Here is a 24,695-nt window from a genome sequence, read left to right as displayed (position 1 = left end):
CTGAGCGGCTGCCTTTTTGATTTACGGTGATTCTTCTGCGTTTTGCTCCGCGATCCGGTCGGCCAGCTCGTTGAGGTATACCCAGCGTTCGGTTTTGGCGTCAAGCTCGGCTTCCAGCGCTTCCTTTTCCGCAATCAGTTCGGAAAGCAGGACGTAGTTGCTGGTCTGCTGTGCAATTTCCCGTTGTGCGGCGGCGATTTTTTCCTCCAGCCCGGCGATGACCGAATCGATTTCCCCGTATTCCCGCTCCTCCTTAAAGGAAAATTTCAGCTTGGCCGGTTTTTCCCGGTAAGCGGCTTTCGGCCTGCTTTCCTTTGCCTTCGGCGTTTCCTCCTCCTCGGGCTTTTTCTGTTCCAGATAGTCGGAATAGCCACCGGTATAATCGTGGATTTCCCCGTCTTCAAACACGAAAATATGCTCCGCGACCTTATCCAGAAAATAACGGTCGTGGGACACGACGACAACGGCACCCGAAAAATTCTGGAGATAATCTTCCAGAATAGTCAACGTCTGGATGTCAAGGTCGTTTGTGGGCTCGTCGAAAAGCAAAACGTTCGGCGCCTGCATCAGAATGCCGAGCAGGTAAAGCCTGCGGCGTTCCCCTCCCGACAGCCTGCCGATCACCGAATACTGCAGATCGGACGTGAACAGAAACTTTTCCATCAGCTGGGAAGCGGTCAGCATCCCTTCCGGGGTCATGACCTCTGCAGAGATATTCTTAATATAGTCGATTGCGCGCAGACCGGGGTCCATATCCTCGCATTCCTGCAAAAAACAGCCGATCCGTACGGTTTCCCCCACGGTGACCGTACCGCTGTCCGGCGCAACCTGTCCGGTAATGATTTTCAGCAGCGTTGATTTTCCGCAGCCGTTTGCGCCGATAATGCCGATACGGTCCCCGCGCAGCAGGTTGTAGGAAAAATTCCGGATGAGCCGCCTGTCGCCGTAGCGCTTTTCAATCCCGTCGATTTCAATAATTTTTCTTCCGAGCCGCGTGCTCACGGAGCTCATTGCCAGCTTTTCCTGCTCCGTTTTGACCTCCTGCGCGCTCAGCTGCGCAAACCGTTCCACCCGGAAGCGCTGCTTTGTGCTGCGCGCCCGCGCGCCGCGCTGAATCCACTCCAGCTCCTTTCGGAGCAGGCTCTGGCGCTTGCGCTCACTCGCGGCCTCCATGTTTTCCCGCTCCGCTTTCAGTTCCAGATATTTCGTGTAATTGGCCTGATAGCTGTATAGATTCCCGTCCTGCAGCTCAACGATCCGGTTGGTAACGCGGTCAAGGAAATAACGGTCGTGCGTCACCATGAGCAGCGCGCCCGGATAACGGGCAAGGTAATTTTCCAGCCAGTCGACCATGTCGTTGTCCATATGGTTGGTGGGCTCGTCCAGCACCAGCACCTCCACAGGGGTTACCAGCGCGCTGGCAAGCGATACGCGCTTTTTCTGTCCGCCGGAAAGCCGGCTGACCGGTTCGTCAAAATCCGTAATCCCAAGACGGGTCAAAATCGCTTTGCATTCATACTCCTTCGATTCCCGCTGCTGCTGTGCGATCCCCTGTTTGACCTGTTCCAGCACCGTAACCCCTTCCGGAAAAACCGGGTTCTGCGGCAGATACCCCACACGCACGCTCCCGAATTTGGTGACCGCGCCGCTGTCCGGGCTTTCCTGTCCCGCGACGATTTTCAAAAGCGTGCTTTTCCCGGTTCCGTTCACCCCGATCATCCCGATTTTATCTCCCTCCTGAATCCCCAGGGAGACATCCTTCAGCAGTATTTTCTCACTGTAGCTTTTCCTGATTTTTTCCGCAGATAACAACAGCACAATTCTATCCTCTGTTTCCATATCGTCAATATTGGAACGGTATCCGCCCATAGAGCAGGCCGTTTATTTAGATATTTTTTCTATGGATTCCATCATAACATAGAAACAGCCGGATGAAAACCGCGAAACCGTATTCTGTCAAATTATTTGAGGGATCCCATATATTGTCAGATAAATTGTGCTAAAATATAAAAAAGGCTTTTGAAAGCAATCATTTTCTATCGGTACGCATTATGGTATAATGGTCGCAAGCGATGGCGATACCCGCTTCGCCAATTGATAAGATATCATAACGGCGCGCTGCGCCTGCGGGTTCACGCAGTGAAATGGGACAACCTGCGAGGTTTCAAAGGCCGCCGGCAACAGGTTGGAAAGGAACGGAAAATGGAACTTAATAAAAGCAACATGAAGAAGATCGCCCTGCTCATTGCTTTCAGCATTGTGCTTTACCTTGGGCTGAAAAATTTATACCGGTTTTCGGAGCTGACCGGGATCATTGCGGGGATTTTTGAGCCGATTCTGCTCGGCCTTGCCATCTCCTTCATTCTCAATGTCCTGATGCGGCATGTAGAAAGCCGCATGCTTGCGCCGATCAACCGCCGCTATACGAAAAACTGGCCGAAAGTGAGGCGCGCGGTCAGCATTCTGATCACCTTTCTGATTGTCATCGGGATTATCGCCCTGATTATGCTGATCCTGATTCCGGAGCTTGTCCGCACGATTACCAGCCTGACCAACAATATTCCGGGCTTTTTCACCGAGCTTCAAAACAACCTGATCGCAGTCGGAAACAAGTATCCCGCGGTCAGGGAATACGTCAGCAATCTGCAGATCGACTGGACAAACCTCAGCCAGATGCTGGCCCAGTACGGGCAGAAGCTGGCCAACACGCTGGTGGGTTCCACCGTTACGGTGGCTGCGAATCTGTTCCACGCGGTCATTACCATGGTGCTCGGCCTTGTCTTCGCCATCAACATTCTCGCGCAAAAAGAAAAGCTGGAAGCACAGACAAAACGTTTCCTGTACGCTTATTTCCCCAAAAAGCCTGCCGATACCATCGTACGGGTGTGCAGCCTGACCGACCATGCCTTTTCCAATTTTATTGCCGGACAGTGCACCGAGGCCTGTATTCTCGGTTCGCTCTGCTTTATCGGCATGCAGATTTTCAGTTTCCCCTATGCGCTGCTCGTCTCTGTGATTGTGGCGTTTATGGCGCTGATTCCGATTTTCGGCGCGTTTTTAAGCACCTGTATCGGCGCCCTGCTGATTTTGGTCGTCAACCCCATTCAGGCGGTCTGGTTCGTCGTATTTTTTGTCGTCCTCCAGCAGCTGGAGGGCAACCTGATCTTCCCGCGCGTGGTCGGCTCGAAGGTCGGCCTGCCGGCGCTGTGGGTGCTTGCCGCCGTCACCATCGGCGGCAACACGTTCGGTCTGGTCGGGATGCTGGTCAATATTCCTCTCTGCGCCGTGATGTACACGCTCCTGCGGGAAAACATCAACAAGCGTCTGGAAGAGAAAAAATTGAACAGTCAGCCGCCAAAGGAGGAAGAAAACGGAATGTAAAAGGGAGGTTAATTCCGTCTTAAAATTATTGGTAAATTCTGTATGGCGCCATAAATAATGATATACTGAAACCGTTGGAAAAAGATCCGATTAAACAACGGGAAGGGTATCTTCATTGTGCGTAACAGACAGAAAACGATCAAGAATAAGCTTGTTCAATTTACAGCAATTATTATTCTCTGCACAGTCAGTGTTCTTTGCATTTTTTCCGCTTTTTTTATTGTCCGCTCTACGGAGCAGTCCCTGCAGAAAACGCTGAGCAAAACGGCAGGCATCGTCTCTTCCGAAATCAGCGCCCAGCTCAGGCAGTACGAAATTATGGCCCAGTCGGTCTCAATGATCAAAAACACCGTCGGGGCTGACTACGGAGCCACCAGACAGTACATCAACAGCCTCGTCAAGGAAAACGGGCTGGTGAAGGTAGACATCGTCAAGGAGGACGGAATTTCGGCCCTAAACGGCGATAATTATCAGGAAAATCAGGCCTTTGTACAGGCAAAGCAGGGGACTCCCTACCTGAGCGACCCTGTCACGGAAAACGGAGAAGTGCATTTCGACTACGCCTATCCCTCCGCACCGCATATCATTCTGATCAGCATTCCGTACCGTTCACTGGGCGACATTGCCGCCAAAGTGAAAGTAGGCAATCAAGGCAACACCTATCTTCTCAACCATTCCGGCACCAAGGTGGTACAAAGCGATTCCACCGCTGCCGCAAAGGAAAAGAACGGCAAATCCGATCCCGTCGTCGCCAGAATGGAAGCCAACATGGTTCAGGGAAAAACGGGATTTTCCCTTTACAAGTGGAACGGCCGGCAGTATTTCGGCGCATACGCTCCCATTTCGGGAACGGACGGATGGTCCGTCAATGTTTCCGAAGCCCATTCAGAATTTATGTCCAGTGTACCGGCCGCCATCGCGCTGATGATCGGCGTCGGAATCCTCTCCTTCCACATTGCCCTTTTCTTTGCTTTCCGGATCGCCGGGAACATTACCAGACCGGTTTTGCAGGTAACGGAGGGTATTGAACGGATTTCCGGCGGAGACCTGGATATCCGTCTCGAAGTAAAATCTCAGGATGAGACGGGCAGAATTGCAAATGCCCTCAACACAACGTCGGAAAATCTGCGCCGGATGATCACAGACCTCTGCATGATCTTGAAAGCGATTTCCTCCGGCGACCTGTCCCTGCAGAGCGGCGCCGCCTATCCGGGAGATTTTCATGAAATTCTGACCGCGATCGACGGAATCCTTTCCGGCCTGAACCAGACGCTTTCCCAAGTCCGTCTGGTCGCCGTTCAGGTAGACGGTTCGGCGGGTCAAATGTCCGACGTGGCGCAGGCGCTGGCTATGAACGCCTCGGAGGAAGTGAGCTCCATTGAAAAGCTTTCCTCCTCCGTTCACGAAATCTCCGGCCACGCACAGACGAGCGCGGAAAACGCCCAGCAGGCAAACGTCATGCTGTCCGGAATCGTGCGGGATATTCAGGACGGAAACCAGAAAATGGATCAGCTGATTACCGCCATGAAGGATATCTCCCAGACCTCACAGGAAATAGAACGGATTGTCAAGACGATCGACGACATCGCGTTCCAGACAAACATCCTGGCTCTGAACGCCGCGGTAGAGGCCGCGCGGGCCGGAGCCTACGGCAAAGGCTTTGCGGTCGTGGCAAACGAGGTGCGCAATCTGGCCGGCAAAAGCACCCGCGCCGTGGGGGATACCTCCGCTCTGATCGCCAATACCGTTCATGCGATTGCAACCGGCGCAAAAGCAGTGGACGAGGTGGAGAGGTCCCTGCAGGTGATCGTACAAAAGTCGGAATCGCTTTTCCGGCTTGTCGGTGAAATCACTCAGGCCTCCGACGCACAGGCCGCTTTTGTAACGCAGACAACGGGGAACATCACGCAGATTTCCGACGCGATCCAGAACATTTCCCTCATGGCCGAAAAGAGCGCCGCGGCGGGCGAAGAGCTCTCCTCCCAGTCCAAGGTGCTGACCGACCTTTTATCCCGGTTCCAGCTGAAAGAAGAAGCAGAGGCCGTGGAAGAATGATGTGCAAAAAACATACCGGCGGCCGAAAACGGCCAAACCGGTATGTTTTTTGTTGGGAACCTGAGGGGGAGTCGTGCTGCAGTTGCCTTACGGCAAAAGCCAAATTTATCATAAAAATTATTCTAAATTTGCGTGGTTATTTTTTACTTCCTCTTCATCGAATTTCTTTTTATCCATAATGGTATAAGCAATCACATCACCCAGAATATAGAGCACCTGCTCAAACAGGGTGGACATCGGCTGGAAGGACGGAAATTCGCCGGGCAGTCCCAGCTTCGTTTTACAGGGGATTTTCATTGCAAAGTCCGATAACAGGCCCGCTGTACTTTGGGGATTGCAGCCGATGTAGACGATTTTTACTCCGTGTTTTTTCGCAATCTTCGCAATCTGGACCGGAACCGCGCTTTCCCCGGAGGACGAAGCTACGATGAGCAGATCCTTCTCATGGACCGCACCCTCGGTCTCGCTGCCGACAAAATTGATATCCACGCCGATATGGCGCAGGCGCTTCACCCACGCCTTGAGGGAAATCAGCACGCGGCCGACGCCTACCACCAGCACGCGGTTTGCTTCCAGAATCATGTCGCCGACCCGGTCGATGTCTTCCTCCCGGATCAGGGAGCAGACCCCGTTCATTTCCTTGATGACTTCTTTTCCGTAATCCATGGCCGCTCCTTACTCCGCGCTGTAAATAGCCTTGCAGATGGTAATTTCATGCGTATAAATCTGGTCGAAGAGCTTCTTTAGGTTCTGAAGATCGGATTTGTGGGTAATCAGGTCCGAGACCTTCAGTTTTCCGGAATCGATATTCTCAACGGTAAACTTCCATTCGTTGACCGGGACGTTCAGATAATAGGAATTCCAGACGCCGGAAACGGTGATTTCTTTTCTCAGGATATTGCTGTGGTTCGCAAGCTTGATCGTCGTATCCTGATGCGGGTTTCCCAGCATGGCGATACGCCCGAACGCGCGCACACACTCCACCGCGGTATTCATGCCGCCGGAGCTTCCTGTCCCTTCAATCACCACGTCGGCGCCGCGTCCTTCCGTCATATCCTTAATGATCTGAGGGCAGTCCTCTTTGACGGAATTGATGACTGTAAAGCCTCTCTGCTTTGCAAACTCCACCTTAATATCCGCTATGTCCACGAGAATCACCTGTTTTGCTCCGAAAATCCCGGCCCATCTTGCGGCCATAATGCCGATGGGGCCCGCTCCCAGAATCACGACCGTATCCCCGGCGGCTACGCCCCCTCTGCGAAGGGCGTGCTGTGCGACGGTCGCCGGCTCCACCAGCGCCAGGTCCTCTTTGGAAGTGGACGGGTTATTGGAGAATACAAGGTGCCACTTGCTGGGAACAAGGCAATATTCGGCGAATCCGCCGTCGCTGCGGGAACCCAGATAATTATAGTTGCTGCACTGGGCATAGTTGCCGGTCTGACAGCTGTCGCATTTCCGGCACGGAATCAGAGGGAACACGGCGGCGGTCTTTCCGATCAGATCCCGGTTGCTTTCGTCCCCCACTTCGCAGATGGTTCCGGAAAACTCATGGCCGATCGTCACGGGAAACACGCGGGTGCCCAGTTCGTACACCCGGGGGATGTCCGACCCGCAGATTCCGCAGGCCGCTAACTTTACAAGGACCTCGTCTCCTTTTGGCACCGGCTTCGGTACTTCGTCCAGTGTAAATTCATTGATTGCGTGTAATCTCATTGCTTTCATATTCATTCTATTTCTTTCCTTTCGTTGACGGCGCTTTCCCTTTTGATTCCCGTGGCTTTGCCGGTCACCGCCATGACCGGCAAGAGTCCCTACAGAATATTTTTCAGATCGATCACCTTTTCGGCCGGGATGATCTGTATTTTTACATCAATGCCTCTTTGAATAAAATCCTTTAGAATTTGCCGTTCCTCTTCTGTGACGGCTATATTTTTATAGAGGGTTTTCCGCCCTTCCTTCATGCCGATCCCGCCGATATTGATCGCCTTGAGTTCTATTCCACCGTCGATCAGCGCTTTCAGCGTAAGGGGCGTTTTTGCCAGCATGATCGTCGGCACGGAAAGGCCCTGATTCAAAATCCCGATTGCCTGCTCCACGGAACAGATATTCATTTTCACCCCGGCGGGCGCCGCCATTTCCAGAACTTCCTTCATAAAATCATCCGCGGCGACCTTATCGTCTACAATAATGATTTTTTTGGCGGGCATCACCTTCATCCAAGCCGTCATCACCTGTCCGTGAATCAGTCTGTCGTCTATTCTGGTTAAAATCAAATTTTCCATTTCTAACTCCCTTTTCCCAGCTGTGTTTCCTTTTTTCTGAGCAGCTTTACTCCTTGCTGTGCGGATTCAAAGGCCATGTCGGCCAGCTGCGTCAGCGTAGAATCCTCTTCCCGATTCAGCGCCAGGCTCATCAGCATCGGCATGTTCATGCCGGTCACTATCTGGACGGGGAGGTCGCGCGCAAGCGAACCGATCTGGTTGTACGGGGTGCCCCCCAGCATATCGACAAGCGCAAGCACCCCCATGCCGGTATCGAGCTCCAGAATCGCTTTTCTGATTCTTTCGCCGTAAAGATCCGGGTTCTCTCCCGCGCGCAGCGCAACGGAACCGGCCTGTTCCATCGGCCCGGCGATCATGGCATTGCTCTCCAGCAGCTGCTCGCAGAGTTTTCCGTGGCTGATTAAAAGTACGCCTACCATTCGTTTGTCTCCCTTTCCAAATTGAATACCGTGAAGCCGGTCATTGCTTCAAATGCTGATAATAGCGGCTGTAATCCTCTTCAAACGTGTCGAGTGATTTGATGATGCTTGAAGTGCCCACGACGAACCCGTTCGCACCGGCGTCCCGCATTTTGATGCTGTTTTCGGGCGTCGTATTTCCATCAACAAACACATCGATCTGTTTTCCGTGCTGCCGGAGCAGGTTGACGATTCTGGTGATTTTGTCCGGCGCAGTAGGGACCATCTTCTGCCCTGCAAAGCCCGGATTCACCGTCATCACCATGATATAGTCCACCAGCTCGACGCACTCTTCAATATAAGAAACGGGGGTGCCGGGATTCAACACCAGGCCCGCCGAACAGCCCCGGTCCTTAACGGACTGAAGCAGACGGTACGGCTGGGCCGTGGTTTCGGGATGAAAGCAGACCCTGTCCCCCTTCTGAACCTGATAATACTCGATGAATTCCTCCGGCCGATAGGACATGAAGTGCAGGTCCACCGGAAGATCGGTGAGCCGCTTGATATCCTGATAATCCGTGGTACCGAGCATGACATTTTTTACATAGTGTCCATCCATTACGTCAAAGTGGATGGAGTCAAGCTTTACCTTCTCAAAAAGCCTGATATAAGGCTTGAACTCTTCCACCCTGCAGCACATGATGGACGGGGATATTTTTATTTGCATGATAAATCCTTTCTTTATGAACCGGAAACAGCCAGTGCGCCGATCAGCGAGGTAACAATACCGACGGCAAACAGGATCAGAATGATATAGGTCGGCTTTACTTTCTTCGACACCAGCTTCCAGACCAGCAGCGTCGCCACAAGCGGAAGCAGCCCCGGCAGCAGGGAATCCAGAACGCTCTGGATATTCACGGCGACCTGTCCCACGTTGAAGGCGATCGGCGTAACGATGTTGACCCGGCTGGCGGCCATGTTTCCTACGACCATTAATCCGATAATGCTGAATACATCCGTAATTTTGTTGAGGGTACCGGCTTTGAGAAATTTCAGGATCGCACTTTTCCCCTGCTTATACCCCATCATATACATGCTGTAGCCCATGGTGAGCATGATAAGCTTATAGGCTATTTCAAAAATCACCGGGCCCATAATATTGCCCGCCAGCGCAAGGCTGCACGCGAGGCCGGCCAGAATCGGATAGACGATGCCCTGGGATACGGTATCTCCGATACCGGCCATCGGCCCCATCAGGCCGGTCCTGACGGAATTGATCTCCTCCGCCGATATATCCTCGCCGTTCGCGGCCTGTTCCTCCATGGACGCCGCGACACCGTGGATCACCGTGCCGATATAGGAGGGCTCCGTGTTGAAGAAAACCATGTATTTTTTCAGTGCCTTGGCCTGCTCTTCCTTTGTCTTGTAAAGTCTTCTCACAATCGGGACCATGGCGTTTGCGGTACCAAGCGCCTGGAGTCTTTCATAGTTATAGCAGGTCTCGCTGGAATAACCCAAAAGCCAATGCTTGACAAGGTCCGATTTTCTCAGCTTCACCGTCTGTTTCTGAACCGCCGTCTCTTCCATTCCTTTTACTTCTTCCGACATAGCCTTAAACCCCCTCTTCCAATTCTTCTTTGCTCTTAGAGAACAGATAAATGATCACACCGATTGCCGCGGCAAAAATCGTAATCGCCATCGTGTCCAGCTTCAGGTAAACAGTGGCAAAATATCCGATAAAGAAGAAGGCGATCAGCTTCTTTTTGCCAAGATAGCTGAGCAGCATGGCAATTCCCAGCGCCGGCATCAGTGCGCCGACAACCTTGAGCGCCTGAATCATGGGATTCGGGATCGCGGCCAGCGCCGTTGTTGCAAAGCCGCCGCCGAACTGCACAAGAGCAAAGGCGGGGATTCCATACAGGATCAGGCTCAAAATACCGGACGGGACATAGTTCATCAGCCGTAAGCCCGTGATATTTCCTTCCTCCAGATACTTGTCCGCCCTATGGATCCATAAGCTGTTGATCGTCATGTACGCCTGATTAATCAGGATTCCCAGCAGGCTGAAGGGAACCGCGAAGGTCGGAGCCAGACTCGGGTCCGCGCCCGAAACAAGCGTCAGCGCCGTACCGAACACACCGGCGACCATCAGGTTTCCCGGCATCGTGCCGCCCGCCGTGATCCAACCCAAATAGGTAAGCTGGATGTAAGCCGCCGCTTTCATTCCCTCGATTGGCTGCCCCATGGCCAGAGCCACCAGAAAGCCCGCCCAGATCGGATACAACCAGGTCCTTGTGACTGTGTGGCTGACCCACCATTGGCTCAGCGTAGAAATAATCCCCACAAAAATTGCCGAAATTAGCATACCTTTCCACCCCTTATAAAATATTGATTATCTTAAATTAATTGCCTGCAATTAATTCAATTCCCTTGTTCAATACCAGTTTTTATACTCCTGAGAAACCGTGTCTTTCACCAGAGCGAGCACCTGCTGCGGCGTTTCCGCCTCGACCGCTTGTTCCGCAAGAAACGCAAGCCTGCTTTGGTCCGACAACCCGATCAGGTTTTTCATCAATAAAACGGACGGCGGGTTCACGCTGATATTTTTCAGTCCCATCCCGATCAAAATCGGAAGCGCGGCGGGATCGGCCGCCATTTCCCCACAGACGCTGCAGGTCTTTCCGTTTCTGTTGGCCGTTTCAACCGTATTCCGGATCAGCCGGAGCACCGCAGGATTCAAGTGGCTGTATAAATGGGAGACTCTCCCGTTCAGCCTGTCCGCGGCAAGCGTGTACTGAGTCAGGTCATTGCTGCCGATACTGAAAAAATCGGCTTTCCCGACCAGCTTATCCGCCAGAACGGCGGCGGACGGAACCTCGATCATAATCCCGACCGGAACATTTTTGTCAAACGGAATCTCTTTCTTTTCCAGCTCTGCCTTTACATCGTTCAGAATTTCGAGAGCGCGGTCCAGCTCCTCCGTTCCGGATATCATCGGAAACATGATTTTGATTTTCCCAAACACACTGGCCCTGAGCGCCGCCGCAAGCTGAACCTTCAGGATTTCCGGCCTGTCCAGACAAATCCGGATCGCCCGGTATCCCAGAGATGGGTTCTCTTCCTTTTCCATCTTCAGGCAGCTCGCCGTCTTGTCGGCCCCGATATCCATTGTGCGGATGGTGAGCGGTCTGCCCTTCAGCTTTTTCGCCACATTCTGATAAATGACGAACTGCTCGTCCTCATTGGGCATGGTCTCCCGGTTCATATAAAGAAATTCCGTCCGGAAAAGCCCGACGCCGTCCGCACCATTCTCCATTAACTGGTCGGTGACGGATGCGTCCATAATATTGGCGAGCACATGAATTCTTTTCCCGTCCTTTGTAACGGACTTCCGGTTTTTCCATACGCTGAGCCGGTCCAGTTTACTCCGGTATTGTACATCCTCGCCGCGCGCCCACCGGATTTTTTCATCGGACAAGCCGCTGTAAACCGTCCCGGAAACCGCGTCCAGAAACACGAATTCACCATCGTGAAAATTTTCGATGCTTGCGCAGCCCAGCACCGCCGGAATCCCCATGTTGGCGGCAAGGATGGCAACGTGCGAGGTTTTGGAGCCTTTTGCCATAATCAGTCCCTTCACCTTCCCGTTCGCGCTGGTCAGCATGGACGGAAGAAGGTTGTCGGAGACAATGATCGCTTCCCTGCGCAGATCGGACAGGTCGGGATAGGTCTGCCCGGTCAGCCTGCAGATCAGCCTTTTGCTGACGTCCTTGACGTCCTGCGCGCGTTCCTTCATTAAGGTGTCGTTCAGGGACAGCAGCAGCTTCTGCTGCCGGTAAGCGGCGCGCGCGACGGCGGCCGGCGGGCTGTAGCCCCTGTTGATTTCCTTTTCTATCTCTGTCCGAAGAATCTTGTCCGTAAGCATTGCAGCATGCATTTGGACCATCGCTGCTTTCATATCGTCGCCCGCCGCGGAAAGCCTTTTGCTGAGCGACTCCATTTCACAGTTTAATTCATCAATTGCCTCATCCACCCGGCGGATGGATTCCTGCGCCGCCGCTGTGGATTTCTCCTCACGGTCGTATTCGGGAATATCCTGTATGACAAGAATATTGCCCGCTGCTTTCCCGGGAGAAGCCGCAACGCCTTTGAGCACCATAATCGCTATTCCTCCAATGCATCGATATACTCACATATTTCTTTTACCGCCAGTTCCTCATCCTCCCCTTCCGCCCTTACTTCCACCCGGGTGCCCGGTCTGAGCTCCCCGGACAGCAGGCTCAGGATACTTTTGGGGTCCACTACCACATTGTCATGAACGATCTCAATCGTGCTTTTATATTTCTTTGTCAGGATCACCAGCCTGGTGGCGGGGCGGGCATGAAGCCCCGATGGATTTTTGATCAATATTGTTTGAGAATACATGGTCTTCCCTCTTCCTTAAAGTAAGTGTAATGTTATGACTCCATCGAAAATTCGGCAATCGTTCTGTAGAGGTCCTCTTCTTTTGTACACCGGAGCATTTTTTCCACTTTGTTTTCATCCGTACAGATTTTGACCGCTTCCTTTAAAACCGTGAAATGCTCGTTTTTGTCGGTGGACGCCACCACCAGAAGGATTCGGACCTTGTAATTAACTCCAAAATTGACTCCTTTTTTAATCGTAAGTACAGCGACACCCGATCTTTTGACATTTCCCCGGCTTTGCGTATGGGCAAGATAAACGCCGTTTCCCAGATAGGTGCTGCAGCCGTACATCTCGTTATCGGTAATCATGCAGTCCACATAGCTTGTTTCAATGTTTCCGTTTTCCAGAAGCGGAAGCGCGGCCTGTGCAAGCGCGTCGCGCCAGTTTGAAATTTTGTCGATGCACTGGACGTTCCCCTTCTCCAGAAGCTGAAGAAGGTTCGGTACGGGGGCCAGAAAATACCGGTTGATTTCCATACGGACTTTGCCCTGGTTTTCTTTCGGAATATATTTTTTGATATTTTCAAACAGGTTTTCCCCAATATTTTCATTTTTGAGCATTCGATATCTCAGGTAGACTTCCAGTACCTTTTTCTTGTCTTCCGCTTCCAGCCTGTCGGAAATATAGGCGTAGAAGCCGTCATACTTCAAAAGCTGCGTGGAAATGACGATTTGATATTCCCCCTGAAAGGCGCTTAACTCTGCGGGAGTGACGGTTCGTACCACATGGAACATCGGGAACTCATCGTCCACTTTTTTCTCAAGTTCGCCGTTCGGGTCAGCTTCCTTTACAACCAGAAGCACTTTGATCTTACCGATCGCCACATTGTTTTTTCTCATGTGGGCCCCAAAGTGAATCGTCAGAAACGCAACTTCGGAATCGTTAATGGGGTACCCGATATCGCGGGAGAATTCTTTTGCCGCCAGCTTCACAAGCTCGAAAAGCTCCTTCGGGTTCGCCTGAATTTCTTCTTCCACCCCGCAGGAATCGATCAGTCCGTATTGATAACGGTAAATCGAACGATTGAGATGTCTGGCAAGGTTAAAAATCAGCAGTTCCTTATTCTCGATTTCGATTCCAACCAATCGCTGAAAATAGGCGACCAGTTTTCCCGCCATATTCTTAAAATTGCCAATGCTGCCATCCGGAGTGTTGGCTTCGTCCCTCAGCCTTGCGCCCAGAAGCTGAATGCTTACATAGATACGGTCGTTTTCGCTGAGGGACGGATAATAGCGGCTCACAATCCGGTAAACCGGGTTCTCCCGGATATTCGCCTCCTGGCGCTCCCAATTAAGGGGGATTTCTCTTTTGGTGAGCATCAGCATGATCGCTATTTTATCAATCGTTTCCGCCGGATAATTCACATCCAGCTCCTGTTCGATTTTATGCAGCCTGCTCTGGTGCTCGCGCACCTGCGGATCGGAGAGAAAATTGATGATTCCGTCACTGATCAGCGGATAGATGGCTGAAATAAAATACATCAGAACCGAACGGATTTTCAGACCGTCCCCCGATACCGTATAGCCGGATTTGGAAACATATTCGAACCGGATTCCGTAGTCGTTCAGTTTTTCCTTCACGATCTTCATGTCCAGAAAGACGGTATTTCTGCTTACCTTCAGTTCCTCGGACATTTCTTCAATGGTATTGATTTCATTGGAGAGGAGACTTTCGCAGATAATCAGCGCAACGCGTTCATCCTGGGTGAAAATGTAATTAAATTTCCTCCCGCCTTCCAAAGAAAGGTTCTCCCACCAGGTTTTCTGCTCATCCAGCAGCTTGATTCCTCTGTTTCTTCTGCTGCTGATCGTGGAAATCCCCGCCAGCTTAAATGTATCGTTGATTTTGCAAAGATCGTACTGTGTGTTTCGCCTTGTCTGTCCTAATTGCGCGGAAAGGGAATCAATCGTAACATAATCATCATATTTCGCAAGTGCGTCCAGTACATGCCCGCATCGCCTGTCCAAACTAAAAAACAACCGTTACACCACCTATCCAAGTTTACAATCCGCTGGCTGTTTCTGTTTCGCAGTTTATGAAATTAATGACCGGCTTCTTAACAGCTTGGGTCAATCATATCATTCCGGTTTATCTTCGAGAAGTCCTATTTTTGTGCTAATTGCAGCAAAAACAGACACAATCCAGCAATTGTTTTTATCTTTCTTCCAACAACAGCATTTTTAGTACTCGCCGTTTTGCAACCCTCCGGGTTTTATTGTATTGTAAATATCCGTCCCCGAGGTGGAAGGAACGGAAGAATATCAAGGGACGGGCAGCACAAAATGAACAGAAAAAGGGAGAGTCCCGGGATTCAGTAAATCCCGGGACTCTCCCTTTCGATATCAATAAGCTTTTTCTTATCAGACCTCGTCTGTGGATAAGCAGGCCAAGGCTCCTGCCGAAATTACCGAAAACAGACGTTTGGCATCCACACAAAACCCTTTATGCCTGCAGCTCTTCCGGTTCGGAGCACCCGTCCTCACTGAGCCCCTCTTTAGGTCCCGGTTCCTGCCACAGCAGCCTCTCATCGGCAAATCCGGCTGTCCGTTCCGCTTCGTTTTCCTCTCTTAACCGGAACCTTTTTACAAGCGCATTGAGCGTCTGAGCCTGACCGGAAAGCTCTTCGTTCGACGCGGCGCTTTCCTCCGCCGTTGCGGAATTGGTCTGCACCACATTGGAAATCTGGTCGACTCCCGTGGTGATCTGAGCGATCGCGTCGGATTGGCGTCGGGATGCCTGTGATATCTTTTCCACCGCGCTTGAAACCGTTTCCGCTCCTTCCACAACCCTTTGCAGAGATTTTGCAGTTTCATCCGCAATTTTGCTGCCGTTTTTGACCTGCTTTATAGACTCTTCGATCAGGGAAGTGGTATTCTGGGCTGCCTGTGCGCTTTTGCTGGCCAGACTTCGCACCTCACCGGCCACAACGGCAAAGCCCTTCCCCGCGGCTCCCGCTCTGGCTGCCTCCACTGCGGCGTTCAGTGCAAGAATATTGGTCTGGAAGGCGATGTCCTCGATCGTCTTGATGATTTTCCCGATCCGGCCCGACGAATCGTCGATCCTTGCCATGGCATTCATCATCTCCTGCATATGTCCGTTGCTGATCTCGATTTCCCTGCTGACATCCCTGACCGTCAAAATGGCGTTGGCCGCGTGCTCCGCGTTGTCCCGGATATGCGCGGATACCTCCATAATGGAAGCGGAGAGCTCCTCGACGGAGCTTGCCTGCTCCGTTGCGCCCTGCGCCAGCGCCTGGGCCCCGTTGGATATCTGCTCCGCGCCGCCCGTAACCTGTTCGGAAGCCCGACTGATCTGAAGCAGGACGTCATTGAGTGAAGCAGCAATGCCGCCGATGGATTCCTGCAGCTCCACAAAATCCCCCTTATACTCCATTTCATTTACAATACACAAATCTCCTTTTGCCATTTGCGCAAGCTTGACCGATATGTCCGCAATGCATTGCTTGATATATTCGACGGTTTCCGAAAATGCGGCGCCCAGCTGCCCGATTTCATCATGGGAATCGACCTGAATCTGCACATTGAGATCGCCCTCCGCCATTCTCCGGGCCGCCGCCGCCATTTCCGTTACCGGTCTGCTGATTCCGCGGGAAATCCGCAGCGCAACGATGCACGAGACAACCATCGTAAGAAGGATCACCGAGAAAATAAACACCGTGGCCCCTGTTCCCTGAGCGGACAGGCTTGACGACACCTGGTTCCCGGTTTTGATTTTCCCGCTGATCAATGCATTGGCTGAAGCTTCTATTTTATCCGCAATGGGCTCGACCTGATCCGACAGCATCGTTCTTGCCTGTGCGTCCTTATTTTCTATGGCCAGGGTGACCACCTGATCGGCCAGGGTCTTATATTCATCGATGTTTTCCTGAATGGTCTTAAAATCCTGCAGCTCCTGTTCCGTGGTCATTCTGCCGTTGAGAGTCGCAAGGTATTGATTGAGCTTCTCGTTGGATTGGGAGAGCAGATCGGAATCGGTCATCATTTTCTGAACATCCGGATCGATGACAATATTCCTTACAATCACGCCGTTGTGGTTAAACTCTGAATTGAACAGGCCGATATCTCCCTGAGAAAAGCCGTAATCGACCAAAGCTTTTTTGTAATTGGTGTTCATATTCGTCATGACGCTGAGCCCCACGATCCCCGCAATACTGGAAATAACCGCCACGCAAAGAAAAGACAGAATCAGCTTTTTACCGATCTTCCTATTTTTCAACATTTTCATCCTCCCCAAATTTATTCCGGCCGGCGCGTCGGGTGCCGGACCGGGAACACTGAACTGCGGCTTGCAATGGATACGCCGATTCATGCCGCTTTCTGCTTGACCGGAAACACAGCAAAGCCGCGGTACTGTCTTGTGCCGCGGCTTTCTGGAATGGCAACCCGGCTGTCATAGATAACTTTAGACCCGTGGCTTTGCGTCCCCGCCTTTTGACGGGTTTGCTATTTTCATCGTTTTATTCAGACGTATGCTCCTCAGCTCTGCGGAAGCTTCCTGATTTCCCTGACCAAGCTGCTTACCGCTGTGCCGACATTTTTCGCGGAGGTCGCAAGGTTCATGCGCATATGGGTGTCCGCCCTGTTTTCATAGAACCACTCCCCGTAATCCAGGGCAAGACCGCAACGGTTCTGTATAAAATCGTGCAGCTGTTCACAGGGAACGTAAGCGCCCAGATCGATCCACACCAGATAGGTTCCTTCCAGCGGAGAGACCGTAATTTCCGGAAACTCGCGCATCAGCGTGTCACGCAGATAGCGGTAGTTTTCCGCGATGATATTGAGGATCCGCTCCAGCCACGGTTCCCCGTTGCGGTAAGCGGCCTCCACCGCGGCATATCCGAACACGGAGCCTCTGGTAACGCGGATGGACTTGGCGTATCTGTCAAACCGTTCCCTGATTTCCCTGTCGGGAATGACTGCGAAGGAGTTTTTGCACCCGGCGAGATTAAAGGTTTTGGAGGCCGAAGTCAGCGTCGCCAGCATGTCGTCGTAATCCCCGGCGGCTGCCGCGGGGATATGGCGATGGCCGCCGAAGGTAATGTCCTGATGGATTTCGTCGCTGACCACGAACACGCCTCTGTGTTTGCAGATATCCAAAATCCCGTTCAGCTCCGTCCTGCTCCAAACCCGTCCGACCGGGTTGTGGGGAGAGCAAAGAAGAAATAATTTTACATGATTAACCCGGATAGTATCCTCAAATTTTTTCAGATCAACGGTATAATGCCCGCCGGTGTTCACCAGGTCGCAGCAGATGAGCTTTCGTCCCGTGTCCCTGACCGCGTCCATAAACGGATAATAGCACGGAGTCAGAATCATGCAGGCTTCTCCCGGCAGCGTCATTGCGTTGATGAACCAGTACAGACCGGAAACGACCCCGGGCGTATAACGAAGCCACTCTTTTTTGACCTCATAGCCGTGTTTCTTCTTTTCCCAATCGATAAAGGACTGATAATATCCGTCGCCCACAAAAGAATACCCGTAAACCCCAAAATCAATGATCTTCTTCAGCGCCTCATGGACGCAGCCGGGCGCCGGAAAGTCCATATCCGCTATCCACATCGGCAGTAAATCATCCGCACCGAATTTGGCCGAGGCACCGTCCCACTTAGTGCTGTTCGTCCCCCGCCGTTCTGCGGCATCAACCCTATCAATATCCATTTTTCTCCTTCTTTTATAAAGCGGCCGCCGTTTCTGCCTGCACATTTTTCGGAAAGTGGCGGCACAGGACGCGGGTTTAATCCATATTGAGCTCAGAAAGTCTCTTTAGATGCTCGTAATTCTGTTTGGAATATTCTTCGGCCCTTGTAAAGAGCTCCTCGGCGCGCTGCGGGAAGGCACGTGTCAGCGAATTGTAGCGGACCTCTCCCATAATAAAGTCGCGGTAGCTTGCCGTGGGGGCCTTACTGTCGAGGCGCAGCGGATTTTTTCCTACCTCCGCCAAACGCGGGTCATAGCGGAAAAGATTCCAGTAGCCGGCTTCGACCGCCCTTTTCTCCTCCGTCTGGGCAAGGCTCATCCCGCCCTTGATCCCGTGGTTGATACAGGGGGCGTAAGCAATGACGATGGACGGACCGCGGTAGGACTCGGCCTCGTTGATCGCCTTAATGCACTGATTTCTGTCTGCGCCCATAGCCACATGAGCAACGTACACAAAACCGTAGCTCATAGCGATTGCGGGCAGGTCTTTTTTCTTCATCTTCTTCCCGGTCGCCGCAAACTGCGCAACGGCGCCGGCCGGAGTGGCTTTGGAAGCCTGACCGCCGGTATTGGAGTAGACCTCCGTATCAAACACCAGAATATTGACGTCTTCCCCGGAGGCGAGGACATGATCCAGGCCGCCGAAGCCGATATCGTAGGCCCAGCCGTCCCCGCCGAAAATCCACATGGATTTTTTGGCCAGATAATCCCTGTCCTCCAGCGTCTTTCCGGACAGCTCGCAGCCCTGCGCGGCGGCCTTCTTCAGTTCCGGAATCAAAGCGTCGGCTGCGGCGCGGTTTTCCCTGCTGTCTTCTTTTGTGGTCAGATACTGTCTGCAGGCAGCCTTCATTTCTTCGGATGTCTGATCGGAAGCTTTCAGTTTTTCTATGTACCCTGCAAGTCGGCTGCGGATCGCTTTCTGGGCAAGGGTCATGCCCAAGCCGAACTCGGCGTTATCCTCAAAAAGGGAATTTGCCCAGGCGGGTCCAAACCCCCGTTGATTGGTGGTGTAGGGAGTAGCGGGCGCGGAAGCGCCCCAAATAGAGGAGCATCCGGTGGCGTTGGCAATATACATGCGATCCCCGAAAAGCTGCGTGACCAGCTTCGCATACGGAGTTTCCCCGCAGCCCGCGCACGCACCGGAGAATTCGAGCAGCGGCTGTTTGAACTGGCTGCCCTTCACGGTCTCCGCTTTAAACTTCTCAATGACTTCCGGTTTTTCTCCCAGGGCGACTGCATAGTCGAACCCTTCCTGAGAAGCCATCTGTGTGTCTATGGGCTTCATTGTCAGCGCCTTCTGCCCTTTCAGGCCGGGGCAGACCGTTGCGCAGGAACCGCAGCCGGAGCAGTCCAGGGTGGAAACGGCAATGGCAAACTTCATTCCCGGCATTCCCGTCATATCCCTGCTCTTCTGGCTTTGCGGAGCGGCGGCGGCTTCGTCCGGCGTCATAGCGGCCGGGCGGATCACCGCATGCGGGCAGACATAGGAGCAGAAATTGCACTGGATGCAGTGATCCGGATTCCATTCCGGCACGTCGATGGCGATCCCGCGTTTTTCATAGGCGGAGGAGCCGTTCGGGACGGTACCGTCCTCCATGCCGAGCTTTGTAAACGCGGAAACCGGCAGTTTATTTCCTTTATATTCGTTGGAGGGAATCAGGAACTCATTGACATAATCGGTAAGAGCCTGATTTTTCCCGGTAACTTTTCTCACCGGACCGGCATCCGGCACATTTTTCCAGCTGTCCGGAACCTCGACCTGGTGGAACTCCGCGGCACCGCGCTCAATGGCCGCATAGTTCATATCCACTACCTTCTGGCCTTTCTTCGCGTAGCTGTGCAAAGCGGCGTCCTTCATATACTGAATGGCCTGCTCTTTCGGGATCACGCCCGCAATGGCAAAGAAAGCGGATTGGAGGATCGTGTTGATCCGGCCGCCAAGGCCGATTTCCTTCCCCAGTTTTACTCCGTCGATGGTATAAAAACGGATATGATTGTCCGCGATATATTTTTTCATTCTGTCCGGCAGCTTTTCGCCCAGCTCCCCGTCGCTCCACTGGCAGTTTAACAGGAAGCTTCCGTTGGGCTTAATATCCTGTACCATGTCATATTTCTCAACATAGGACGCTTTGTGGCAGGCGACGAAATCGGCCTTATTAATGTAATAGGTAGATTTGATCGGCTGATCGCCAAAGCGCAGATGGGACACTGTAAGCCCGCCCGACTTTTTGGAGTCATAGGCAAAGTAGCCCTGCGCGTACATGTCGGTGTGATCGCCGATGATTTTAATGGAGTTCTTATTCGCGCCGACGGTGCCGTCGGCACCCAGTCCCCAGAATTTGCAGGAATGAATGCCCTTCGGCGTCGTATCCGGATTTTCCTTCACCTCAAGGGACAGATGGGTGACGTCGTCCTCTATGCCCACAGTAAAATGCTTTTTGGGGGAATCGCTTCCCATATTGCGGAATACCGCGATGATCTGGCCGGGAGTGGTGTCGTTGCCGCCCAGACCGTAACGCCCCACCAACACCTGTACGGAACTGAATTCCGTACCGTTGATCGCGGCCAGCACGTCCAGGTACAGCGGCTCTCCGATAGAGCCGGCTTCGCTGGTGCGGTCCAGCACGGTAATTTTCCGGACCGTCTTCGGCAGTACCCGGAACAGGTACTTTGCGGAAAACGGACGGTACAGGTGGCATTTGATCAGGCCGACCTTTTCACCGGCCGCGTTCAGGTAATCGACGACCTCTTCGATGGTCTCGCAGGAAGAGCCCATGGCCACAATGATCTCCTCGGCGTCGGCTGCACCGTAGTAATTGAACGGCCTGTAATCGGTGCCGATTTTCGCGTTGACCTTTTCCATGTAGCTGTTCACAATATCCGGATAGGCCTCATAATAATGGTTACCCGCCTCAATCTCCTGAAAATAGGTATCGTCGTTTGAGCAGGTACCGCGCGTGACGGGATGTTCCGGATTGAGGCTGCGGCGGCGGTAAGCGCTCACCGCGTCCCAGTCCAGCATGTCCCCCAAAGCCTGATCGTCCCATATATGGATTTTCTGTACTTCATGGGAAGTACGGAAGCCATCAAAGAAATGCAGCATGGGAACACGGCCCCTGATTGCGGAAAGATGCGCCACGGCGCCCAGGTCCATGACCTCCTGCGGGCTGTTGGAGCAGAGCATTCCAAATCCGGTCTGGCGGCACGCGTAAACGTCGGAATGATCGCCGAAAATACAGAGCGTGCTTTTGCCGAGGGTCCGGGCGGCGCAGTGTATGACGCCGGGCAGAAATTCCCCCGCAATTTTGTACATGTTCGGGATCATAAGCAAAAGGCCCTGAGAAGCGGTGTAGGTCGTGGTGAGGGCACCCGCGGTGAGCGCCCCGTGTACGGCGCCCGCTGCTCCGGCTTCGGACTGCATCTCGGTGATCCTGACCTCCTGGCCAAACAGATTTTTGCGATTAGCCGCGGCGTATTTATCCGTTTCGTCCGCCATATTGGACGACGGAGTGATGGGATAAATGGCGGCGACATCGGTGAACGCATAAGAGACATACGCGGCCGCCGCGTTGCCATCCATTGTTTTCATTCTTCTGGAATCCATACTTTTATTCTCCTTCTCTGGGTAGGTTAATCAAAAGGGCCGCCCGAAGCCGTACCGCCGCGGGCGGGCCCGCGGCTTCTGCGCCCGATACGCCGCCGTGCCACTCCTTCCGGTAAAGCAGCGGAAATAGGACCGGCTTATTGCCTCCGTTTCCAAAAAGGCAGCATGGCGTCTTTCAGAAAACAGAATTCCATATAGAGCTTTTTATACTGTTCATGCTTTTCCATATCCGGAAAAAAAGAGTCCCGCTCCGCCGCACCGGACAGGACAGGGAAACCGCACGCTTTCTGCAGCAGGCGGACCACGCCGAGAATTCCCAGCTCTTTTTCCCGACAGCGTACGGTTTTTTCTCCCATACAATCACACACCATCTGACAGACCAGATCGCTTTTCGCCGCTCCGCCTGCTACGGCAAAGACATCTTCCCCGGACGGCAGGCTCCGGTAACAATCGTAAAGGGACAGGGCGACCCCTTCAAAGGCGGCCCTGGCCATGTGATATCTGGTATGGCAGGCCTGCAGGCCGAAAAATCCGCTGCTGGCGGTTCCCAGCCGGAAGGGGGCCCGCTCCCCGTACAGATACGGATGGAAGAAAACCCCCTCGCTGCCGACCGGCAGCTTGTCAATTTCCTGCTCCAGCTGAGGATAGGGTTCGTCGGCAAGAATTTCACGCCGTACCCAATCCAGGGCGGAAGCGCCCGACAGCGCCGCCATCAGCCGGATATAAGTCCCCGGCTGTGTGTGGCAGAGAACGCTGCCGATTTCCCCCGCGTTCACGCGCGCCCCGTCCTCATCCAGAACCACATAGTTGCAGAGCGTGGTGCCGATAACGGTTCCCTTCTGCGCGGGTGCGGTCACACCGCAACCGGTCGCCGCGGCCAGAACATCGATGGCCCCCGCGATCACCGGCGTACCGGTTGGGATTCCGAGCAGTTCCGTCACCTGCCCCGTCACGGTGCCGACCACCTCGTCGGAAGCCGCAACGCGCGGGAAACACTCCTGGCAGGAGCCGATTCCCAGCATTTCCAGCAGGGAAAATTTATATTTTTTTGTATAGATATTCATTAGAGAGGTGGAAGCGTCCGACTGGTCGGTAGCCAACTGCCCGGTCAGACGGTAATTCAGCCAGTCCTTGCAGTGAAGCACCGCGGCAATGCGCCGGTAATTTTCAGGCTCGTACTCCTTCAGCCAGCGCAGAATCACGGGGCATGCGCCCGGAAAGAGCGGGGAAGCTTCCAGCGCGACACAGGTCTTATTGATCGCGTCGTAATCGATCAGACCCTCCGCGCGGGTATCGTTCCACAGAACGGCGTTGCGCACCGGTTTCCCGCCGGCGTCCACCGGCCACATGCCGTCACCCTGCGCGCAGATGCCGACCGCACAGATATTTCCCCATACCGTGCCGTTCTTCTCCCGAAGCGTACCCACCGCTCCGCATACCGCCTGCCAGACGGTCTCCATATCCATCTCGCACCAGCCCTGCCGGGGCATCAGGATCTGAAGCTTCGCAGCGGCGGTATCGACAAATCCGCCGTCGGCGCGGGTAAGCACAGCCTTTATCATGGTCGTACCCGCGTCGATGGCAAGAAAGAACCTTTCGTCAGGCATTGAGGCCCTGTTCAAGGTCCGCGATAATGTCCCTTGCGTCCTCGGCGCCGATTGACAGCCGGACCATGCCGTCGTCAATACCCATGGACATCCTTTCCTCCCGGGACATCTTGCCGTGGGTCTGGGTGGCGGGCTGCTGCACCATCGTATCCAGATCGCCCAGGCTGACCGCATATTTTGCAAGCTTTAAATGATTGATAAGATTCTGGGCGCCCTCCAGTCCGCCCTCTACCACAAAGGAAACCATGGCCCCGTAGCCTCTTCCGCCGAAAATCCCGGTTGCCAGCTCGTGCTGAGGATGCGACTCCAGGCCCGGATAAATCACTTTTTCTATTTTGGAATGGCCCTCCAGCCATTGCGCGACCGCCATCGCGTTCTCACACTGGGCCTTCATGCGCAGATGGAGTGTTTTCAGGCCGCGCAGGATCAGCCAGCAGCTGAAAGGACTGGGAACCGGTCCGAGCTCCTGATAAATGGAGCCGCGGACATTGTCCACAAACGCAAAGGGTCCGCAGATGGAACCGGCGATCAGGTCGCCGTGTCCGTTGATATATTTCGTATCGCTTTCCACTACGACGTCAATGCCGAAATCAAACGGATTGAGCAGGTAGGGGCTGCAGAAGGTATTGTCAATCATGGATTTGATGCCCTTGGCTTTCGCCCAGCCCGCAATCAGCCTGAGGTCGGCGATTTCCAGCGTAGGGTTGTACATGCTTTCCCCGTAAATCAGCTTCGTGTTGGGACGCAGTGCCTTGTTAAGGCTTTCCTCCGACAGATTCTGAAGGAACGTCACCTCGATTTTCATTTCTTTAAAGATTTTGGAAAACAACCCGAAGGTGCCGCCGTAAATGGTTTTACAGCTGATGATGTGGTCGCCGGGATGGACAAAGCTTAAAATGGCAAGGGAAATAGCGGCCATACCGGAGGCGGTAACCAGGCAGGCGGGCGCATCGTACAGCGCGGCGATCTTATCCTGCAGCTCATTCTGGGTTGGATTGCGGGAACGGCCGTAGGTGAAGATCCCCTCTTTGTCCCCGTTCTGATAGCGCTCCATTTTCTCCGGTGTCCATACGTACGTGCTGGTCATAAACATCGGGGAAAGCAGCGCCCCGGTAACGGGGTCTCCGTGCTGTCCGGCGTGAACGGCCTTGGTTGCGAACTGTGCATTCTTGTGATCCATTTTC

General features: G+C 53.3%; 18 protein-coding genes and 1 riboswitch. Of the genes, 2 read left to right on the top strand and 16 right to left on the bottom strand.

Going from position 1 to position 24,695, the window contains the following annotated elements; all coding sequences use genetic code 11:
* Positions 1–21: 21 nt before the first annotated feature.
* Positions 22–1,818, bottom strand: a complete 1,797-nt coding sequence (locus ACRQU7_RS04120) for an ABC-F family ATP-binding cassette domain-containing protein (RefSeq protein ID WP_444643934.1) — start codon at positions 1,816–1,818, stop codon at positions 22–24.
* A gap of 384 nt (positions 1,819–2,202) precedes the next feature.
* Here ACRQU7_RS04120 and ACRQU7_RS04115 point away from each other — a divergent pair, with 384 nt between their 5' ends.
* Both ACRQU7_RS04115 and ACRQU7_RS04110 read left to right on the top strand, forming a co-directional pair.
* Complete coding sequence (locus ACRQU7_RS04115) at positions 2,203–3,381, top strand: AI-2E family transporter (protein WP_444643932.1); 1,179 nt, start codon at positions 2,203–2,205, stop codon at positions 3,379–3,381.
* 117 nt (positions 3,382–3,498) lie between these two features.
* Positions 3,499–5,436, top strand: a complete 1,938-nt coding sequence (locus ACRQU7_RS04110; RefSeq protein ID WP_444643929.1) for a methyl-accepting chemotaxis protein — start codon at positions 3,499–3,501, stop codon at positions 5,434–5,436.
* Between the two features lie 117 nt (positions 5,437–5,553).
* On the opposite strand, the gene ACRQU7_RS04105 is transcribed toward ACRQU7_RS04110, so the two are convergent.
* The 15 genes from ACRQU7_RS04105 to ACRQU7_RS04035 form a co-directional block, all read right to left on the bottom strand.
* Complete coding sequence (locus ACRQU7_RS04105; protein ID WP_444643927.1) at positions 5,554–6,102, bottom strand: SIS domain-containing protein; 549 nt, start codon at positions 6,100–6,102, stop codon at positions 5,554–5,556.
* Between the two features lie 9 nt (positions 6,103–6,111).
* Positions 6,112–7,164: a galactitol-1-phosphate 5-dehydrogenase gene (locus tag ACRQU7_RS04100; RefSeq protein ID WP_444643925.1), complete on the bottom strand. Its 1,053-nt coding sequence runs from the start codon at positions 7,162–7,164 to the stop codon at positions 6,112–6,114.
* 83 nt (positions 7,165–7,247) lie between these two features.
* A complete protein-coding gene (locus ACRQU7_RS04095) occupies positions 7,248–7,718 on the bottom strand; it encodes a PTS sugar transporter subunit IIB (RefSeq protein ID WP_444643923.1) in 471 nt (156 codons plus the stop codon).
* Between the two features lie 2 nt (positions 7,719–7,720).
* The gene (locus ACRQU7_RS04090) at positions 7,721–8,137 is read right to left on the bottom strand and encodes a PTS sugar transporter subunit IIA (RefSeq protein WP_444643921.1); all 417 of its coding nucleotides are present in this window, start codon (positions 8,135–8,137) and stop codon (positions 7,721–7,723) included.
* Positions 8,138–8,177: 40 nt separating this feature from the next.
* Positions 8,178–8,843 (bottom strand): ribulose-phosphate 3-epimerase, encoded by a 666-nt coding sequence (locus tag ACRQU7_RS04085; protein ID WP_038322681.1) that lies wholly within the window; start codon positions 8,841–8,843, stop codon positions 8,178–8,180.
* A 14-nt stretch (positions 8,844–8,857) separates the two neighbouring features.
* Positions 8,858–9,724 carry a PTS system mannose/fructose/sorbose family transporter subunit IID gene (locus ACRQU7_RS04080; RefSeq protein ID WP_038322676.1) on the bottom strand — a complete coding sequence of 289 codons (867 nt, stop codon included), beginning with the start codon at positions 9,722–9,724 and terminating at the stop codon, positions 8,858–8,860.
* A 4-nt stretch (positions 9,725–9,728) separates the two neighbouring features.
* Positions 9,729–10,481 carry a PTS mannose/fructose/sorbose/N-acetylgalactosamine transporter subunit IIC gene (locus ACRQU7_RS04075; protein ID WP_038322675.1) on the bottom strand — a complete coding sequence of 251 codons (753 nt, stop codon included), beginning with the start codon at positions 10,479–10,481 and terminating at the stop codon, positions 9,729–9,731.
* Between the two features lie 69 nt (positions 10,482–10,550).
* On the bottom strand, positions 10,551–12,275 hold the full coding sequence (gene ptsP, locus ACRQU7_RS04070) for a phosphoenolpyruvate--protein phosphotransferase (protein ID WP_444643918.1): 1,725 nt from the start codon (positions 12,273–12,275) through the stop codon (positions 10,551–10,553).
* A gap of 5 nt (positions 12,276–12,280) precedes the next feature.
* A complete protein-coding gene (locus ACRQU7_RS04065) occupies positions 12,281–12,541 on the bottom strand; it encodes an HPr family phosphocarrier protein (protein WP_038322673.1) in 261 nt (86 codons plus the stop codon).
* 32 nt (positions 12,542–12,573) lie between these two features.
* Entirely contained in the window at positions 12,574–14,562 is a 1,989-nt protein-coding gene (locus ACRQU7_RS04060) for a PTS sugar transporter subunit IIA (protein ID WP_444643916.1), read from the bottom strand.
* Positions 14,563–15,025: 463 nt separating this feature from the next.
* A complete protein-coding gene (locus tag ACRQU7_RS04055) occupies positions 15,026–16,822 on the bottom strand; it encodes a methyl-accepting chemotaxis protein (protein WP_444643914.1) in 1,797 nt (598 codons plus the stop codon).
* A 155-nt stretch (positions 16,823–16,977) separates the two neighbouring features.
* A riboswitch (cyclic di-GMP riboswitch) is annotated at positions 16,978–17,058 on the bottom strand.
* A 21-nt stretch (positions 17,059–17,079) separates the two neighbouring features.
* Complete coding sequence (locus ACRQU7_RS04050) at positions 17,080–18,261, bottom strand: MalY/PatB family protein (protein ID WP_444643912.1); 1,182 nt, start codon at positions 18,259–18,261, stop codon at positions 17,080–17,082.
* Between the two features lie 76 nt (positions 18,262–18,337).
* Positions 18,338–21,904, bottom strand: coding sequence for a pyruvate:ferredoxin (flavodoxin) oxidoreductase (gene nifJ, locus ACRQU7_RS04045; protein ID WP_444643910.1), 3,567 nt, complete (start codon positions 21,902–21,904; stop codon positions 18,338–18,340).
* A 137-nt stretch (positions 21,905–22,041) separates the two neighbouring features.
* Complete coding sequence (locus tag ACRQU7_RS04040) at positions 22,042–23,511, bottom strand: FGGY-family carbohydrate kinase (RefSeq protein ID WP_444643908.1); 1,470 nt, start codon at positions 23,509–23,511, stop codon at positions 22,042–22,044.
* On the bottom strand, positions 23,504–24,691 hold the full coding sequence (locus ACRQU7_RS04035) for a trans-sulfuration enzyme family protein (RefSeq protein WP_038322665.1): 1,188 nt from the start codon (positions 24,689–24,691) through the stop codon (positions 23,504–23,506). Before ACRQU7_RS04035 ends, ACRQU7_RS04040 begins: the two co-directional genes overlap by 8 nt.
* Positions 24,692–24,695: the final 4 nt, after the last annotated feature.

The organism is Caproiciproducens puteiluti, assembly GCF_052442865.1.
GTDB lineage: Bacteria > Bacillota > Clostridia > Oscillospirales > Acutalibacteraceae > Caproiciproducens.
This window is presented reverse-complemented; position numbering and strand designations above follow the sequence as displayed.